Here is a 17,710-nt window from a genome sequence, read left to right on the forward strand (position 1 = left end):
GCGGCGACCGTGCCGGCATGGCCGACAATGACGCTCCCGACCGTGCCGGAACCGCCGAGCGCACCGCCGGCCAGGGTAATCGCGGAGCCCGTCAGCGAGCCGTTGACCGTGAGCAGACCCGACAGCACCGAGGTCGCCCCGGTATAGCTGCTGTTCCCCGTCAGAATGAGCCGGCCGGAACCCTGCTTGGTCAGCGTCCCCGTGCCCGAGATGTTTGCCGCAAGGATGGAGACATCGACAAAATTGGCGAGGATCTCGCCGTCATTGACGATCGCCGGTGTAACGATCGTGCCGGCAAGCCCGCCGGCGCCGATCGCGAGCGTGCCAAGGTGGCCGATCTGCAGGCCTGCGCCGGCATTGACGGTGCCGCCGTCAGCCGCAGTGAGAGCACCGGTGTAATCGCCGCAGCCACAGCCGGGATAGCCGACGAGCAGGCCGCCATTCGCGTTCAGCACGGAACCGGCGCCTGTTACGCTGACGCTGGCGCGGGCAAATCCGAGCGACGGATCCGGGTCCGAGCCGATCCAGAGCGGCCCGGAGGAGTTGACGGTGCCTCCGGCCGAGATGGTCAAGGCACCAGTGCCGCCGAAGGAAAAGCCGCCGACGAACAGAGTGCGGCCGACCGTCCAGCTCGAGCCGGGCCCTGTCACCGTGACGGTCGTCGACGCCCCGATGCCTTCGATAGCGGCCTCGGCCCTGCTCTCCATGGCGGCGCCGGCGCTGATCGAAAGGCCGACGTTGCTCGGGCCACCGATCCCCGTGAAACCTTCCACGGTCACCAGGGAATTCGGGCCGGAAACCTCCATGTTCGACTGCATGGCGAGAAGCCCGGACGGATCGACCATATGCAGCCTGCCGCCATTGACGACCCGCAAGGTGCCGCCGGCCACAGCGACGCTACCGAAGCCCCCCGCCGGATCGCCGACGCTCAGCGACCCGCCATTGATTTCGAGTGTCGGGTTCGAGCAGCCGCAAAGGAGAAGCAGTCCCTCGATGCTGTTGTTCGAGCCGGTCAACGACAGCGTGCCAGGCCCATCAAGGGAGAGAGAGCCCGGACCGGAGATCTGGCCGGAGAAGATAGTTGCGAGGGGCTTGGCGCCGATGCTCAGCATGGTGCCACTGCCGATGACGACATTGCCCGCTCCCGACAGCGCACCCACCGTGGCGCCGAACCCGGCAGCGCTTGCAATCTCCATCGTCGCCCCAGCCGCGACCCCGTAATGTGAGTTCGCCGAGAACGCGGTCGAAGAGTCGGCGACCAGGCGCCCACCCAGGATACTTGTTGCGCCCGTGTAGTCGTTGTTGCCGGAAAGGGTGACCGTGCCGGAGCCGGTCTTGGCGAGTGCGCCCGTGCCGGTCACCGCGTTGGCGATGGTGATGTCGACGCCGTTGCTCTGGTCGAGCGTCAACGTGCCGGCGCCGAGAGCGATGTTGCCGGTGAGATTGGCGGTGCCGGCCGTCGCGACCGTCAGGCTACTGTTGCCGGATAGCGCGAGAGCGTTTCCACGGGCGCCGCCCCCATCCAGACCGCCGGAGATCGAGCCGCTCGCGCCCAGCGTGATGCTCAGGCTTTGACCGGAGATGCCGGCTCCTGCCTGGCCGGTCGAGCCCGGGACGATGCCGGAGCCGCCGGCGCCGCCGTCTCCACCACGCACCGCGCCATTGACCACGAAGCTGGTACCAGTGGAACCGATCAGGCCGACGCCGCCAGAGCCGCCGCTTCCGCCAGTCGCGCCGGTGCTGTTCCCTCCAGCTCCGCCGTCGCCGCCCCTGACACCGGCACCGATCGTGAGCGACGTGCCGGCTGCGCCGGTCACTGCCAAGCCGATGCCGCCGCTGCCGGCATTGCCGGCCTCCGAGTGACCGCTGCCACCATTGCCGCCATTGCCGCCCGTCGTTGTCGACGTGAGCAAGCCGAGCGCACCGGTGCCGGATATCACCGCGCCATATCCGCCGGCGCCGCCACCGCCGCCGCTTCCCGCGAGGCCATCGCCGCCATTGCCGCCATTGCCGCCTGAGACGCTGCCGGTGGGAGCCGCCACATCCACGCTGCCATGGGCGCCACCGCCGCCACCGCCAGCGCCGTTGGAATCCTGCCCGTCCTGTCCCGCAGCTCCCGCGGTGGCTCCTCCGATTCCGCCGGTGCCGCCGATACCGGCGTTGCCTCTGCCGCCTGAGCCGCCGGTTATGCCGGAGCCGCCCCCGCCGCCGCCCCCGCCGCTACCGCCGACGTTCCCGCTGTCACCGGGAAGGGTGAGATTGTCGCCACCGCCTGCGCCGTCCCCTCCGCCGCCAGCTCCGCCATCGGCCAGAGCCGGCGCAGCCAGTGCGAAGGTGAGAAGGGCGAGCATGGCAGGACGTGACCGCGCAACACAAGGTCGCCGCAGCGCGACGCCTCGCGACACCTCATCCAGTCCCGCTGCTGATGACACGCAATTGCCCCCCGGCCGAGTCCGCACCATAGCCTCTGGTGTGAGGCAGGCAACGAACCACCGTTCATCGCCGATTAACTCTGCGGAACGTTGCATTCCAGGCACAGTTCAAAGGGGCGGATTTCCAGGCCGGATTCTCGCGAGCGGCGCATCAGCTTCGCGCAAGGAGGCACCCGGCAAGGACCGCTCCGCTAATCCAGCTCGAATACTCTCTGTGGTGGCCGCGGTGCTGCTCGGCGCCAGTGGGTGGGCTGCCAGCCGAGTGGGGTGCCATCATCGGCCAGCCAAGCGGCCTCCGCTTCGCGCGTCGGGCCGCGACCATCCCGGAAGCGGGCATGCTGCGTGCGGTTGCCGTCCGTCACTTCGACCTGTGCGCTGAGCCCCCTCCGTGTGGGGGGAGTCCCGAGTGTCCAACAATTCGCCATCGCAACCATGCTTCACGTCGCGGCGACGTCCTGCTCATGCTGTTTCGCGCCTCGCATCTCACCGTGGTTCAGCAGTAACACTCCAACCTGAATCGACGATTTCCTTGTTTTGGTTCGAGCCCAGTAAAGTAGAGCATTAAATATTCAATCAGAGCGTGGCGTGAGCATATTGTGTTCTTTGTCTCGCCCTGAATGGAGAAAATAATCAGATTGATCCCTCATATTCATGCCTCAGTCACGAAAGTTGGAATGTGATCGCATCCGGAAGAGAGCTGCTTGTCTCCTAAGTTCCGATATTCTTCTTCCGCCCTCTCGGTGAGAGCTCTATTCACAGCAGAACGTAGCAAGCCGCCGATAACGCCCGTCGACCATCGAAGCAGCCAGCGATGCCAACATCCAAGCGACTACTGAGTTCGCCCGACATGCGGCTCCGGGTGATCGAGGACAAGTTCAGCATTGGAACCTGGAGCTGGGATCTCGACACATCCGAGGTCACCTGGTCGACCGGACTGTTCAGGATCCTCGGCCTGGACGCCGCGGCGGTGGTGCCAACGATCGATCTCTATCAGTCCCTGGTGCATCCGGACGACCAGCTGGACTTCAGCAATGCCATCGGGCTCGCGGCAGACAAGCGGCTCCAGGACCGGACGTTTCGGATCATTCGCCCTGATGGCAGCCTGAGATGGTTGCGCAGCAAGGGGCAGGCTCATTTCGATCGAAACGGCCGCCCTGTCGCGATGTTCGGCGTCATTACGGACGTCACCGATGTTCAGGAACTCATGACGACGCTCGATCTCGAGACGATGTGGCGGCAGGCGCTCTCTCGCCTGCTGGCTGATCACGTCTGGCGCGCCTATCCGAATGGAAAGCTGGTCGAGACGACGGAGTGGTCGAAGCTCACGGGGCAGTCACCGGCGGAAGCCAGGAACTGGGATGAACTGGCGGCCATTCACCCGGATGATCGAAGGACCTTCCTCGAAGCCTGGAAGTCTGCGGTCGCGACGGAGAAGGAATATCAGGCCACGATCAGGGTCCGGACCGTGAAAGGGGATTATGTCACCCTCACCGGACGAGCGCTCCCGGTGCGCGGACCCAGCGGGGAGATCCGGGAGTGGATTGGCTGCACGACCTATGAACACGACGCCCGTCCGCAACCGCGGCAGACGGCACCGCTGCACGCCGCGCAGGTGCGGGCGGCGCGCGCGCTCCTGAACTGGTCGGCGCCTACGCTTGCCAGGGAAGCGCAGGTTTCCTTCTCCACCATTCGCCGCATGGAAACTTCAACGGCGGGCGTCCGGTCGGAAAATCTGCGGAAGGTCCGGGACGTGTTCGAGCGCAATGGCATTCGCCTCTTCCATGACGGCGAAGGGCGGGCCTGCCTCGGCCTGGCCGAAAGGGGCGCTTCGTAGCGGGCCGATGGGCTGTCCCGGAGAGCGGGCCGGCGAGCAGCTGATCGCCAGGGCAACGCAGGCCGGGGGAGCAGAGCGCAGGCGTGCTTTCCATTGATTTGCCCTTCCGTTAGGGCATTCAATTTGCCGCGATGCTCCTGTGGCGGCTCGTTGCCGGAGCAGAAGCGATCTGCTGGAAACTCTGCCTGGACCGTACAGGCAGCAACGCACCCCAATGACCGGGAGAACCTGCCGTGAATATCTGGGCCTCGATGATCCTCATGGACGGCAGCGACCCTGCCATCGATCGTATCGTGCGGGAAACGGCCTCGGAGCGCCTGACGATCGTCTTCGTGCCGACGCCCGAAGCGGCCCCTGACGTTGCTCTGTCCCTGATCGCCGAGGGCGTCGAACTGATCGAGCTCTGCGGAGGCTTCGGCGTCGAGCCGGGTGCCGCGGTCGTCAGGGCTGTCGCAGGCCGCGCCGCGGTCGGCCTGGTCAGCTTCGGCATCGATTCCCTGACCCAGGCGGCTGCCTACAAGGCCAAGTTCGAGGCCGGCGGCTGAACGCCGCGGGGCGCCCAGGGGCGCGGCCCGGCCCGTCGCGCCCGGTTTCAACATACCAGGATATCAGGCGGACAATTTCCTCGGACCTCGGCCGGGAGGGCGCTCCGTGACGGTCTCGTTGAGACGAGTTCCTGCCGCTGATCCGGCACGCTGGTTGCTTGTTCCCAATCATGGACATGCGGTGGCGGGGCCTTCGGCCTGTGTCATCCACAAATTCCTTCGTGCCCGCCATGCTTGTGCCCCACCTGCATGGAACGGACTGGCGAAGGGGAGGAGAGGCCTGTAAATTCTCTTGCGGCGCATTATCTGCGGTGAAGCGTCAGGACGATAGCTTTGAAGACAGCGGCGACCATGGGAAGCGGAACGGAAGCGGGGCCTCGGGGCGACGGCGAAGACCTGCGCGCGCCGCTCTCAATGGCCGATCGGCCGAAACGCCCAAGTTCTCCCGTCGATGGCGGTGGCCGCGAAGGGGCCGGCACCGCCGTGCTGACGCGGACCAGGACACGCAAGCCCAATCTCTATCGCGTGCTCCTGCTCAACGACGACTACACCCCGATGGAATTCGTGGTGCATGTGCTCGAGCGGTTCTTCAACAAGGACCGCGCCGAAGCGACCCAGATCATGATGCATGTGCATCAGAACGGCGTCGGCGAATGCGGGATCTTCACCTACGAGGTCGCCGAGACAAAGGTCACCTTGGTGATGGACCTGGCGCGCAAGCACATGCATCCTCTGCAATGCGTGATGGAGAAGAAGTAGTCTTGGATTCGATCATCCTCCTGAAAGCGGAATAGGAGCGCATCAGTGCCGAGTTTCTCGCGCAGTCTCGAACAGGCGCTTCACCGGGCTCTGGCGCTCGCCAATGAGCGTCATCACGAATACGCCACGCTGGAGCATCTGCTGCTCGCCCTGGTCGATGATCAGGACGCTGCCGCCGTCATGCGCGCCTGCAGCGTCGATCTCGACATGCTGAGGCGCAATCTCGTCGATTATATCGATGCCGAGCTGAGCAATCTCGTCACCGATGGCCGCGACGATTCCAAGCCGACAGCCGGGTTCCAGCGCGTGATCCAGCGCGCGGTCATCCATGTCCAGTCCTCCGGTCGCGAAGAGGTGACCGGCGCCAATGTGCTGGTCGCGATGTTCGCCGAGCGCGAGAGCCATGCCGCCTATTTCCTGCAGGAGCAGGACATGACCCGTTACGACGCGGTCAATTACATCAGCCATGGCATCGCCAAGCGCCCCGGCGCGAGCGAGAGCCGGCCGGTGCGCGGCAGCGAGGAAGAGCCCGAGCAGCAGCAGCGCGAGTCGCGGGCCGACCAGGGCAACGATGCCGACAAGGACAAGAAGAAGAAGGAAAGCGCGCTCGAGGCCTATTGCGTCAACCTCAACCGCAAGGCGCGTGACGGGCGCATCGACCCGCTGATCGGCCGCGAGGCCGAGGTGCAGCGCACCATCCAGATCCTTTGCCGCCGGCAGAAGAACAATCCGCTGCTGGTCGGTGACCCCGGCGTCGGCAAGACCGCGATCGCCGAAGGGCTCGCGTTGAAGATCATCCGCGGAGAGGTGCCGGAGGTTCTCGAGGACGCGACGGTGTTCTCGCTCGACATGGGCACGCTGCTGGCCGGCACGCGCTATCGCGGCGATTTCGAAGAGCGCCTCAAGCAGGTGATCAAGGAGATCGAGGCCCATCCCAAGGCGATCATGTTCATCGACGAGATCCATACGGTGATCGGCGCTGGCGCGACCTCGGGTGGGGCGATGGATGCCTCCAACCTGCTGAAGCCGGCGCTGGCTTCGGGTACGCTGCGCTGCATCGGCTCGACGACCTACAAGGAATACCGTCAGTATTTCGAGAAGGATCGGGCGCTGGTGCGTCGCTTCCAGAAGATCGACGTCAACGAGCCGTCGGTGCCGGACACGATCGAGATCCTGAAGGGGCTGAAGCCCTATTTCGAGGAGTTCCACAAGCTCCGCTACACCAATGACGCCATCAAGGCGGCGGTGGAGCTGTCGGCGCGCTACATCCATGACCGCAAGCTTCCGGACAAGGCGATCGACGTGATCGACGAGACCGGCGCCTCGCAGATGCTGCTGACCGAGAGCAAGCGCAAGAAGACCATTGGCGTGAAGGAGATCGAGGCTGCGGTCGCGGTCATGGCGCGTATCCCGGCCAAGACCGTCTCCAAGGACGACGCCGAGGTTCTGCGCAATCTCGAGAACACGTTGAAGCGCACGGTCTACGGCCAGGAGAAGGCGATCGAGGCGCTGTCGTCCTCGATCAAGCTGGCGCGTGCCGGCCTGCGTGATGGCGAAAAGCCTATCGGCTGCTACCTGTTTGCCGGCCCGACGGGCGTCGGCAAGACCGAAGTGGCGCGCCAGCTCGCCGCGTCGCTCGGCGTCGAGCTGATCCGCTTCGACATGTCGGAATATATGGAGCGCCACACGGTTTCGCGGTTGATCGGCGCACCTCCCGGCTATGTCGGCTTCGATCAGGGCGGGCTTCTGACCGATCAGGTCGACCAGCATCCGCATTCGGTGCTGCTGCTCGACGAGATCGAGAAGGCCCATCCCGACCTGTTCAACATCCTGTTGCAGGTGATGGATCACGGCAAGCTGACCGACAATAACGGCAAGCAGGTCGATTTCAGGAACGTCATCCTGATCATGACGACCAATGCCGGAGCCGCCGACATGGCACGCGCAGCCTATGGTTTCACGCGGGCCAAGCGCGAGGGGGACGATACCGAGGCGGTGAACCGCCTGTTCGCGCCGGAGTTCCGCAACCGGCTGGATTCGGTAATTTCCTTCAGCCATCTGCCGAAGACGGTGGTGGCGCGTGTCGTCGACAAGTTCGTGCTCCAGCTCGAAGCTCAGCTCGCCGATCGCAATGTCACGATCGAGCTCACCGACGAAGCGCGCGAGTGGCTGGTCGAGAACGGTTACGACGAGGCGATGGGGGCGAGGCCGATGGCTCGCCTGATCCAGCAGACGATCAAGACACCGCTCGCCGACGAGGTCCTGTTCGGGCGCCTGAAGGGTGGTGGGGCGGTCAAGGTCGTCGTCGTTCAGTCCGAGACCGGCATCAAGGTGCTGGGGCTCGAATTCCCCGACGGGCCGGTCAAGCCCAAGCCGGAGAAGGACGTGGCGGCGGCGGCCGAGAAGCGCACGCCGCGGGCAAAGGCGAAGGGCTCAGCGAAGCCGGGCACGCCCGGCACACGCCGGGCGCCGAAGGGCGGCGGAGACGGCAAGGGCGGTGGCCCGGCCGAGCCGCCCAAGGCGGCGCAACGCGCCATTCGTACCGTGCCGAAGGTCCCGCTGACGAAGGCCTGAGACCGTGTTCTTTCGACGCAAGACCCAAGCTGCCGCGCTCCAGACCAGCGGCGAAGCCCCGGTACAGCCTGCCAAGGAAAAACTTGGCTGGTTCGAGAAGCGTGCGCGCCGCCGCCGGCGGCGCGTGCTGTTCGAGGAAATCCTCGGCTGGATCCTCGTGCCGGCCTTCGGCTATCTGATCTATCTCGGTATCAAGTCGGTTGGCGGCGTGCCGAAGGAAATCATCGATTTCGGCAACGAGCTGATCGGCATCGTGATGAAGGGTGGCACCTGAGAGCCACCCCTTGCCTTTGCAGGCTGTGCAAGGGTGACCGCGCGATGCCGGATGTCGGCTTCCCGCGCGCGAGCGTTTAGAACGGGTCCCGCCCGGCCATCTCAGGCCGGTGCGGCTTTTCGAGTGACCGACCCGTCAGGCGTGCAGAATCTCTCATGAGCGTATCGGCCGACTGGAGCTGGCAGCGCACCGCGCTGGCCGGGATACGCGATGCGCTGTCGCTGCCGGCCTGGGTTGTCGGCTTTGGACTCGTCGGTGTCGGCTCGCTGGCGCGCGATGTCGGCTATCCCGTCGATGTCGCTGTGCTCTCGACCATGCTGGTCTGGGCCGGGCCGTCGCAGGTGATCTTCTTCGCATCGATCGCGGCGGGGGCTGCGTGGAGCGCGATCGCGCTTGCGATCGGCTTTGCCTCGCTGCGCTTCCTGCCGATGACGGTGGCGATCCTGCCGCTGCTGCGCCGGCCGGGGCAAGGCATCGCGATGCAGCTGCTGCTCGCGCATTACGTTGCCGTTACCGCCTGGACCGAGGGCCTGCGCCGCCTGCCGGGGATCGCGCCGCACCAGCGCGTGGCCTATTTCCTCGGCTTCGCCAATGCCTGCATGATGGTGAGCGCAGCGGGCACCTATGCAGGCTATTACCTCGTTGGAGCGCTTCCGCTTCCGCTTGCTGCCGGGCTGCTCTGCCTGACCCCGATCTTCTTCCTCGCATCGATCGCTGCCGGTATCCGCCACCGCGGGGACTTCATCGCGATGGGGCTTGGCCTTGCGCTGGCGCCGATCTTCGACCGTCTGATGGGCAGCGGCTTCGACCTGATCGTCTCCGGCCTGATCGGCGGCAGCATCGCCTTTGCCGTGCGGCGCATCGGGGCGCGGCGCGCATGACACAGCCGATCCCGCTGCTCGACGGCCCATTCTGGCCCTATCTCGCGCTGCTGCTCTTCGCTTTCCTGCCGACCGAGATCTGGCGCTGGCTCGCAGTCGCCTTCGCGCGGCGCATCAACGCCGATTCGCCCGCATTGGAATGGGTGAGGGCGGTGGCGACGGCGTTGCTCGCCGGGGTCGTCGCCAAGTTGATCATCGCGCCGCCAGGCGCGCTCGCGGCCTTGCCGCTCTCCTTGCGCGTCGGAGCGTTGGCGGCGACGCTGGCCATCGTCCTGTTCGACCGACGGCGCGTTTTTCTCGCCGTCATTGTCGGCGAGGCGGTGCTGATCGGCGGCGGCTGGATGCTGAGCCAGGCGGCCTGACAGGTCCCTCAGGGACCAGGCTGCTGAAGATGGCGCAGCTTGTCGGGATTGCGGACCACGTAGATGGCGTGGATCAGCCCGTCGCGGATGTCGAGCGCCGTTGCCTGCAGGGTCTGGCCGTTCTCCAGGCTGACATAGCCGGGCAGGCCATTGACCAGTACAGGTTCATAGCTGGTCGTCGAGACGTTGCGCTGGGTCAGTGCGTGGGAGAGGCGCGCAAAGAAACGAGCGACCTTGTCCGCGCCGAAGATCAGCTTGAACACGGCCTGGACCTTGCCGCCGCCATCGCTGTGCAGGACGACATCCTCGGCGAGCAGACGCTGCAACATCGTCGGGTCGGATTGATGTGACGCCTTGAAAAAGGCCTCGGCGAAGCGCGCGGCCTCCTCCCGGGAAACCTTGTTGCGCGGCGGCGTGTCGAGCCGGACATGGTCGCGTGCGCGCTTGGCGAGCTGACGGCAGGCGGCCTCGCTGCGCTCCAGCATTGCGGCGATCTCAGTGAAGTCCATGTCGAAGATGTCGTGCAGAAGGAAAGCCGCCCGCTCCAGTGGAGACAGGCGTTCGAGAGCCAGCATCAGGGCGATGGGGGCATCGAGCTCGTCATCGGCGACCTCGGCGCTGCCGAGTCTTTCGACGAGCGGTTCCGGTAGCCAGGTCCCGACATAGAATTCGCGGCGGCTGCGGGCCGATTTCATCTGATCGAGGCAGAGCCGCGTCACTACCTGGGCGAGATAGGCGCGAGGGTTCGAGATTTCGTCGCGACTGGCCTCGTGCCAGCGCAGCCAGGCATCCTGGACGATATCCTCGGCGTCGCTGACGGAGCCCAGCATTCGATACGCAAGTCGGGTCAGGAAGCGCCGATGCTGTTCGAACGCGGTCTGCAGGGTCATGAATGCCATCTCGCAGGTGAGCGAGAGCCCGCGACAGCGGACTCTCGGATTTCTTGCGCAGGATCCCTGCGCGAGGCGGCCTCAGGCAGCCGCGGACCGTTGGCGATCCTGCGGGTGCCGGGCTCGGAAGCCGGCATTGATGCGGTTCCAGGTGTTGATTGCTCCGATCGCGACCGAAAGATTGACCGCTTCGGCTTCGCTGAAATGCTCGCGCAATTCGGAGAAGGCCTCGTCGCTCGCACTGGCTTCGGACAAGCGCGTCAACGCCTCGGCCCAGCGCAGGGCAGCGCGCTCGCGCGGGGTGTAGAGTTCCGACTCGTGCCAGGCGCTCAGCAGATAGAGCCGCGCTTCGGTCTCGCCGGCCTTGCGCGCATCGGCCGAGTGCATGTGCAGGCAATAGGCACAGCCGTTGATCTGCGATGCGCGCATCTTCACCAGTTCGAGCAGGCTGTGCTCCAGCCCGCACTCTTCGACATAGTTCTGCATTCCCAGGACGGCGTTGACCGCGGCCGGAGCAACCTGGAAGACATTGAGGCGTTGGGGCATGAACTTCTCCATCTGTGTCTGATGGAAGCAAGACGAGGCAGGCCCGACGCCTGTGACATGCCTTCAGATATTTTTTAGCGCGGCCCGGATTTTTTCGGCGTTCGCAGCAAGCACGTCATTCGCCTCCATCGCACCCGTATGGGGGCGAAGCGCAACGCCGTCCCAGCGCGGCATGACATGGACATGCAGGTGGAACACGACCTGGCCGCCAGCCGGCTCGTTGAACTGCTGGATGGTGATGCCGTCGGCTGCGCAGGCGCTCTTCACGGCATGGGCGAGCTTCTGGGTCGTCAGCGCCACTGCCTTGAGCGCGTCCGGCGGCGCATCGAACACATTGCGGCAGGCGGCCTTGGGGAGGACAAGGACGTGCCCGTCGGCACGGGGCATGATGTCCATGATGGCGACGGTCTCGTCGTCCTCATAGACCTTGTGGCTGGGCAGCTCGCCGCGCAGGATCTTGGCGAAGACATTGGCAGAATCATAGGCGGTCATCGTTGGCCGGTCCGTTCTACGGGAAAGATACTGTCAGGGTGAGGTGCGCTGCCGCCCAGCGTCAAGAGACAGCGTCTCGATGATTGCGGCATCCAGCACGAGATCGTCGCGCGCGCCAAGYAGCCAGAGGTCGCGCGCCTCGAAACGCAGGAGCGGGCGATGCCACCAGCGCTCCACGATACCGGCGAGCGCGGCGGCCTCGGCGGGGGAAAGGTCGTCGGTCAGATTGTAGAGGCCGACGACATAGAGATCGGTCTGCTGCCGACCGAGCGCAGATTGAATGGCATGAAAGACGTTCTGGCCGTCGCGCTGCTCCGGATAGGCGCGCAGATAGAGCCGGCCACGATTGACGTTTCCGGAGAACAGGCCGCGCAGTTCGACGGTGAGGCGACCGAGATCGCCGAGCGCTGCTCGAGCAGCGGGATCGATGGACGGCGGAACGTCCGTGCCAAGCGAGCCGCAGAGGGTGGCGTGCAGGCGCTCGGCGCGCCTCGGCAGGATATCCCAGGCGATCTTTGCGGCGAATGGCGCGGTCTTCAGCTCGGATTCCATGGCGATGAACGCGGGCGAGGCACGCAGCGCGGCATCGTCGACCGGCAGCACGAGCGAGAAGACCGACGGGTGCCGTCCCATGTCGTAGAAGCGCCCCGGCAGATTTGCGATCACGCCCGGGTGATGCGGGGCAACCAGCGGCAAGTGGGCGAGGCGATAGGCGTCGTCGAGCAGCAGCGGCTCCCCGGACGCGAAGGCGGTGCGGCTACGATCATAGCTGAGCACTGCGTCGTCGCAGAATGTGACCTCTCGCGCAGGATGGGCGCCGCCGCTGTCACGCTTCATCTGTGCGTCCATCCCTGCGGAACGGGCTCTCAGCCGCGAGCGCCGCGCAGGCGGCTGCAATATGCTCGCGCTCGGTCCCGAGATAGGCCGAAACCGCGCGGCGCAGACCGGGATCGGCGAGGTGATGGGCCGAGCGCGTGATGACGGGGCGATAGCCGCGCGCGATCTTGTGTTCGCCCTGGGCGCCGGCTTCGACGCGGGCGAGCCCATGTGCGATCGCGTAGTCGATCGCCTGGTGGTAGCAGAGCTCGAAATGAAGGAAGGGGTGGTCCTCGATGCAGCCCCAGTTGCGGCCATAGAGCGTGTTCGCTCCGCGGAAATTGATGGCGCCTGCGATATAGCGCCCGGCGCGGCGGGCCATGACCAGCACGATGCGCTCGCCCAGTGCTTGCCCGACCAGTGAAAAGAAGCGCCGGTTCAGATAGGGCCGGCCCCATTTGCGCGAGCCGGTATCCTGATAGAAGGCGAAGAAATCATCCCAGACCGCCTCGGTCAGGCCGGAGCCGCTGAGAACCTCCACCGTGATGCCGACCGAAAGCGCCTCACGCCGCTCGCGTTTCAGCGCCTTGCGCTTGCGCGAGGCAAGGGTGGCGAGGAAATCGTCATAGGTCGCGAAACCGTCATTGCCCCAGTGGAACTGGAGATCGTGGCGCTCGAGATAGCCCGCCTCGATCAGTGCACCGAGATCGGGCTCCTGCGCAAAGGTGACGTGGATCGAGGAGGAGCGTGTCTGGTCGCGCAGTGCCTCCAGCCCGGCGATCAGGCCGGCGCGTGCTTCGCCGGTGCGCGGCCCGTCCGCCGCGAGCAGGCGGGGACCCGTTGCGGGGGTGAAAGGCGCGGCCACCTGGAGCTTGGGATAATAATGCCCGCCGGCCCGTTCATAGGCGTCGGCCCAGGCATGATCGAAGACATATTCGCCCTGGCTGTGACCCTTCACGAAACTCGGTGCCGCCGCGAGCAGCCGGTCGTCGCCGTCCTCGACGAGGAGATAGGCGGGAGACCAGCCGGAGCGGCCGCCGACGCAGCCGCTTTCTTCCAGGGCTCTCAAGAAGGCGTGAGAGACGAAGGGGTTATCTGTGTCGTGTTGAGAAAGTGAATCGGTTGCTTCGCAGCTTGATTCAAGTCGTGCAGGCGAAGGCACGCTGGCCGCATGCGGGTTGGCGCAGGCGTCCCAGGCTTCCGCCGGCACGGATTTCAACGAGGTCGCGACCCGGACCCGCAGGTCGTTGCGGTCGCGACCTGCACTCAAGGGCGGAACCCTTCGAAGACCATCTGGTCGGCGTGAGCGCGGGCTGTTTCCCGATCCTCGGGGGTGCGCACCGTCCAGCTCATCAGCGGCAGGCCAAGTGCCTTGTTGCAGAGGAACGGGGCGGCACTTGGCAGATCCGAGACCTTCCAGGACAGGAAATCGGGGCGGCTTTCCTCGAAATGCAGCAGGTTCGCGAGCGCGTGCTTCTGGCGCGCGTCGAGCCGGTCATAGTCGGAATAGGCATATTCGTTCATGGCCACGATGCCGCGCGGGATCGCCGGAGCGAGCTCGCGCAGGGCAGTGACGATCGTCGGATCGAAGGACTTGAAGACGATCGGCTGACCGGAGCGCCTGGCGACGATTTCGGCTGCGCGTCGCGTCAGCGCGAGATCGCCGTCGAAGCGGCTCTTGACCTCGATCACCAGCGGCACGCGGCCGGCGATCCGATCAAGAAACGCGTCGAGGGTCGGAATCCTGTCGCTGCTGCCCTTCAATGAAATCGCGGCAAGCGCATCCGCCGTCCTGGCATTGACATTGCCGGTCTCAGCCGTCAGCCGATCGAGCACGAAATCGTGAAACACCATGGCTTGGCCATCGGCGCTGAGCTGGATGTCGCATTCGATGCCGAAGGTGCCGGCAATGGCGGCGTCTGCCGCCGAGATGCTGTTCTCGATCAGGCCGGCGGCGAGGTCGTGCAGGCCGCGATGCGCGATCGGCCGCGCGACCAGCCAGTCGAGGGAAGGACGCGCGCTCATCAGGCGATCTCGAACATCGCCTCGACCTCGACAGCGGCATCTGCCGGCAGTTCGGCGACGCCGACGGTCGAGCGGGCATGGCGGCCGCGATCGCCGAGAACCTGGACCATCAGGTCGGACGCGCCGTTCATGATCGCGGGAAGCGCCGAGAAATGCGGGGTCGCGTTGATGAATCCGCCAAGCCGGACGCAGCGTTTGATGCGCTCGAGATCGCCGCCAAGCGCGGCTTTGGCCTGCGCCAGCACGTTGATCGCGCAGAGACGCGCGGCCTCGAGCCCGGCTTCGTTGAAGATCTCGGCGCCGAGCTTGCCCTTGTGCTTGTCGGAGAGCTTGCCGTCGAGGCCAAAGCAGATCTGCCCGGAGATCACCAGCAGGTTGCCGGTGATGACATAGGGCACATAGTTCGCCACGGGCGCAGCGGGAGCGGGCAGGGTGATGCCCAGTGCAGCGAGGTTGGCTTCGATTTCGCTCATCGGGTCAGGCTCCTGGCGCTCGGTCGAGTCGGATCATCTGCGCGGTGGCCCGCCTGGGCCTCGGCCCAGAGCTGCGGCGACGCAGGATTCCTACATGGCCGATGGCCGGGTAAGCCGCAAGCGCGGGGCCTGCCAAGCGGGGTTGTGCCATGGGCGTAGCTCGCCGCGATATGCGCCTTGTTTGCGCCATTGCCGCATTGCACTAGACTCAGCGATCAGGTGCAGCAAGGCGGCGGGCAAATGAACAGAATCGGTTTCGGTCTCCTGGGCTCGGCGGGCGCTGCGACGCTCCTGCTGATGGCATTGCCAACGGCCGCTCTGGCGCAGGCCAAACCAGGGGATCGCGTCGTCCTGGTGCCGCACCGCGCAGTCTACGATCTCGTGCTCGACGATGGGAAACCGGCCAAGAACATCGAGGCGGCTCGCGGGCGCATTGCATTCGACTTCACCGGCGATGCCTGCGAGGGTTATGCACTCTCCTTCCGGCAGGTGACCCAGCTCACCAGTGAGGGCGGGCCGCGCACGATCGATGCCCGGACGACGAGCTTCGAAGCAGGAGACGGCCAGAGCTACCGCTTTAAGACCGAGAGTTCCGCAAGTGGCGCGCCGACCGAAGTCGTCGACGGCACTGCGAAGAAGTCGGGAGCCGACGGCTATGAGGTCAAGCTGACCGCTCCCAAGGCGGAGACGCATCGTGAGGCCGGCGACGCGTTGTTCCCCAATGCGCAGATGAAAGCGCTGATCCTGGCGGCGCGAGCGGGCCAGAACACCTTTAGCGTGCGGCTCTATGACGGCGCCAATAGTGGCAAGGAGGTCTATGACACGCTCTCCGTCATCGGCAAGCACATCGAAACGCCGCCGAGCGAGGCGCCCTTGAGGCGCCCGGAATTCGAGAAACTGACACGCTGGCCGGTCACCGTATCCTATTACAAGGTCGGTTCAGGCGAGGTCACGCCGGCCTATTCGATCTCGTTCGAACTGTATGAGAATGGTGTCACCGGCGCGGTCCGGATGGACTATGGCAGTTTCGCGTTGCGCGGCACGCTCACGCGTCTGGATTTTCTGCCTCATCAGGATTGTGCGAAGTAGACTTGGTCCCCGATGGCGGTCGGTCCGGGCTGCGCAGGCTCAGGCCTTTTCCGATCGCATCATCGCCGAAGCGGGCGCGGAGCTTGTCGAGCGCGCCCTCCATGGCCTTGAGACGCGGCGTGGCAACGTCGGCGAGGTCGCCATGGTCGGCCTCCTCGGGGCCGGTGAGATCGCTCGCGCCGATGCCGATCAGCCGGTAGCGCTGCCCGGTGCATTCGCGCTTCAGCAGTTCGCGTCCGGCCGCAAAGAGGCGCCCGGCGAGCTGCGTTGGTTCGGGCAGGCGGCTCGCACGCGTGATCGAATGAAACTCTGCCGTCTTCAGCTTCAAGGTGACGGTTCGCCCGGCAAGCTCCTGGGCCTTGAGGCGCTTCGAGGTCTTCTCGCACAGCCGCCAGAGAATCGGCTCCAGCTCGTCGAACCGGGAGAGGTCGACATCAAGCGTGGTTTCGCTGGAGACGCTCTTGGTCTCGTGATCCGGCGTCACCTTGCGGGCGTCGATGCCATTGGCGAGGTTCTTCAGCCGCGGTCCGTCCTTGCCGGCGAGCCGGAACAGCGCCTGTGTCGGCGCGTCCCGCAAATCGCCGATCAGACGAAAGCCGGATTCGGCCAGCTTGGCTGCGCTTGCCTTGCCGATGCCCGGGATCAGGCTGACGGGTTTGTCCGCGAGAAAGGCGACGGCTTCACCGCGGCCGATGATGGAAAAGCCGCGCGGCTTGTCGAGGTCGGAGGCGACCTTGGCCAGGAACTTGGCGTAGGACAGGCCGACGGAAATGGTGATGCCGATCTCGTCTTCGATCCGCCTGGCGAAGCGCGCCAGCGTGATGGCCGGGCTGGCGTGATGCAGCCGCTCGGTGCCCGAGAGATCAAGGAAGGCCTCGTCGATCGATAACGGTTCGACCAGAGGGGTCAGTTCCCGCATCAGCTGCCTGACCTCGCGCCCGACAGCGACATATTTCGCCATGTTGGGCTTCACCACGACGGCTTCCGGGCAGGCCTTCAAGGCCTGGAACATCGGCATGGCGGAACGCACACCGTATGTGCGGGCAATATAGCAGGCCGTGGAGACGACGCCGCGCTTGCGGCCGCCGATGATCACCGGCTTGTCGAGCAGGGACGGATCGTCCCGCTTCTCGACCGCGGCGTAGAAGGCGTCACAGTCGATATGAGCGAGGCTCAGGCTGTCCCGTTCGGGGTGGCAGATCAGGCGCGGCGAGCCGCAGGCGCGACAGCGGCGTGAGGCTCCCGCCGCGCCGTCGTTGTCAGTGAGGCAATCGCGGCAGAACGCAGGCGCTTGGCGCGGACGGTCACGCTCTTCTGTCAAGCATCGTCACCGTGATGGGGGCCAGCGAGGGTTTCCCGCGCCTGCCCAATGATTTCCGGATTCAGGCTTAAATTTCCGACAAATTCGAGCAGGAGCGATTCGTTGCCGAGAAGGTGATCGAGCACTGCGACCAGGAAGCCGGGCTCGCCGGCTGCTGCACGCAATGTCTCCGGCCCAAGCCCTGTTGCGGCCAGAAATAGCGCGATTCGCGCGGAATCGGCAGCGAGGAAGCCCAATGCGCGCAGGGCAAGGGTTTCAGCATCGGGTGAAGCGATCGAGCGTGGCATGGTCGGTTGTCGGGTCCAGGATCAGGTTTGCGTTTCGTCAACGGCTGGCGTGCTAGGATGATCATCGAACGGAGCTGTCGGCTTGGAAAGCCTGGAATAGACCGACGCCT

18 protein-coding genes are annotated in these 17,710 nt (G+C 65.4%); 8 read left to right on the top strand and 10 right to left on the bottom strand.

The features are described from left to right. Positions 1–2,351 (bottom strand): autotransporter outer membrane beta-barrel domain-containing protein (locus tag AC1DW9_RS10475; protein WP_476855082.1); only part of this gene is annotated, 2,351 nt, incomplete at its 3' end. Positions 2,352–3,243: 892 nt separating this feature from the next. On the opposite strand from AC1DW9_RS10475, the gene AC1DW9_RS10480 reads away from it, so the two are divergent. The 7 genes from AC1DW9_RS10480 to AC1DW9_RS10510 all read left to right on the top strand — a co-directional run bounded on the left by AC1DW9_RS10480 (position 3,244) and on the right by AC1DW9_RS10510 (position 9,661). Continuing rightward, positions 3,244–4,266: a PAS domain-containing protein gene (locus AC1DW9_RS10480; RefSeq protein ID WP_476776249.1), complete on the top strand. Its 1,023-nt coding sequence runs from the start codon at positions 3,244–3,246 to the stop codon at positions 4,264–4,266. A 233-nt stretch (positions 4,267–4,499) separates the two neighbouring features. Then, on the top strand, positions 4,500–4,811 hold the full coding sequence (locus AC1DW9_RS10485; RefSeq protein WP_441489661.1) for a DUF6506 family protein: 312 nt from the start codon (positions 4,500–4,502) through the stop codon (positions 4,809–4,811). Between the two features lie 414 nt (positions 4,812–5,225). Beyond that, complete coding sequence (gene clpS, locus AC1DW9_RS10490) at positions 5,226–5,570, top strand: ATP-dependent Clp protease adapter ClpS (protein WP_043233033.1); 345 nt, start codon at positions 5,226–5,228, stop codon at positions 5,568–5,570. 45 nt (positions 5,571–5,615) lie between these two features. After that, positions 5,616–8,144, top strand: coding sequence for an ATP-dependent Clp protease ATP-binding subunit ClpA (clpA, locus tag AC1DW9_RS10495; RefSeq protein ID WP_441489662.1), 2,529 nt, complete (start codon positions 5,616–5,618; stop codon positions 8,142–8,144). Positions 8,145–8,148: 4 nt separating this feature from the next. Then, positions 8,149–8,418, top strand: a complete 270-nt coding sequence (locus AC1DW9_RS10500; protein ID WP_441489663.1) for a hypothetical protein — start codon at positions 8,149–8,151, stop codon at positions 8,416–8,418. Positions 8,419–8,573: 155 nt separating this feature from the next. Further along, positions 8,574–9,299, top strand: coding sequence for an AzlC family ABC transporter permease (locus tag AC1DW9_RS10505; RefSeq protein WP_441489664.1), 726 nt, complete (start codon positions 8,574–8,576; stop codon positions 9,297–9,299). Further along, on the top strand, positions 9,296–9,661 hold the full coding sequence (locus tag AC1DW9_RS10510; RefSeq protein ID WP_441489665.1) for an AzlD domain-containing protein: 366 nt from the start codon (positions 9,296–9,298) through the stop codon (positions 9,659–9,661). The genes AC1DW9_RS10505 and AC1DW9_RS10510 overlap by 4 nt, the downstream gene beginning before the upstream one ends. Before the next feature lie 8 nt (positions 9,662–9,669). Here the strand turns inward: AC1DW9_RS10510 and AC1DW9_RS10515 are convergent, their stop codons facing one another. The 7 genes from AC1DW9_RS10515 to AC1DW9_RS10545 form a co-directional block, all read right to left on the bottom strand. Next, positions 9,670–10,551 (bottom strand): sigma-70 family RNA polymerase sigma factor, encoded by an 882-nt coding sequence (locus AC1DW9_RS10515; RefSeq protein ID WP_441506005.1) that lies wholly within the window; start codon positions 10,549–10,551, stop codon positions 9,670–9,672. An 81-nt stretch (positions 10,552–10,632) separates the two neighbouring features. Continuing rightward, positions 10,633–11,097, bottom strand: coding sequence for a carboxymuconolactone decarboxylase family protein (locus AC1DW9_RS10520; protein ID WP_441489667.1), 465 nt, complete (start codon positions 11,095–11,097; stop codon positions 10,633–10,635). A 63-nt stretch (positions 11,098–11,160) separates the two neighbouring features. Next, a complete protein-coding gene (locus tag AC1DW9_RS10525) occupies positions 11,161–11,589 on the bottom strand; it encodes an HIT family protein (protein WP_441489668.1) in 429 nt (142 codons plus the stop codon). A 33-nt stretch (positions 11,590–11,622) separates the two neighbouring features. Further along, the gene (locus AC1DW9_RS10530; protein ID WP_441489669.1) at positions 11,623–12,426 is read right to left on the bottom strand and encodes a hypothetical protein; all 804 of its coding nucleotides are present in this window, start codon (positions 12,424–12,426) and stop codon (positions 11,623–11,625) included. Beyond that, a complete protein-coding gene (locus tag AC1DW9_RS10535) occupies positions 12,416–13,675 on the bottom strand; it encodes a GNAT family N-acetyltransferase (RefSeq protein WP_441506004.1) in 1,260 nt (419 codons plus the stop codon). The genes AC1DW9_RS10530 and AC1DW9_RS10535 overlap by 11 nt, the downstream gene beginning before the upstream one ends. Then, complete coding sequence (locus AC1DW9_RS10540) at positions 13,672–14,430, bottom strand: glycerophosphodiester phosphodiesterase family protein (protein ID WP_441489671.1); 759 nt, start codon at positions 14,428–14,430, stop codon at positions 13,672–13,674. The genes AC1DW9_RS10535 and AC1DW9_RS10540 overlap by 4 nt, the downstream gene beginning before the upstream one ends. Next, on the bottom strand, positions 14,430–14,903 hold the full coding sequence (locus AC1DW9_RS10545; RefSeq protein ID WP_441489672.1) for a RidA family protein: 474 nt from the start codon (positions 14,901–14,903) through the stop codon (positions 14,430–14,432). The genes AC1DW9_RS10540 and AC1DW9_RS10545 overlap by 1 nt, the downstream gene beginning before the upstream one ends. 240 nt (positions 14,904–15,143) lie before the next feature. Here AC1DW9_RS10545 and AC1DW9_RS10550 point away from each other — a divergent pair, with 240 nt between their 5' ends. Continuing rightward, the gene (locus tag AC1DW9_RS10550; RefSeq protein WP_441506003.1) at positions 15,144–15,992 is read left to right on the top strand and encodes a cell envelope integrity EipB family protein; all 849 of its coding nucleotides are present in this window, start codon (positions 15,144–15,146) and stop codon (positions 15,990–15,992) included. Here AC1DW9_RS10550 and AC1DW9_RS10555 read toward each other — a convergent pair. Both AC1DW9_RS10555 and AC1DW9_RS10560 read right to left on the bottom strand, forming a co-directional pair. Then, entirely contained in the window at positions 15,949–17,313 is a 1,365-nt protein-coding gene (locus AC1DW9_RS10555) for a DNA polymerase IV (RefSeq protein WP_441506002.1), read from the bottom strand. The two genes, AC1DW9_RS10550 and AC1DW9_RS10555, sit on opposite strands and share 44 nt — an antisense overlap. After that, complete coding sequence (locus tag AC1DW9_RS10560; protein ID WP_441489675.1) at positions 17,310–17,600, bottom strand: DUF3572 domain-containing protein; 291 nt, start codon at positions 17,598–17,600, stop codon at positions 17,310–17,312. Before AC1DW9_RS10560 ends, AC1DW9_RS10555 begins: the two co-directional genes overlap by 4 nt. Positions 17,601–17,710: the final 110 nt, after the last annotated feature.

It is taken from the genome of Allobosea sp. P4_E12 (assembly GCF_056401655.1).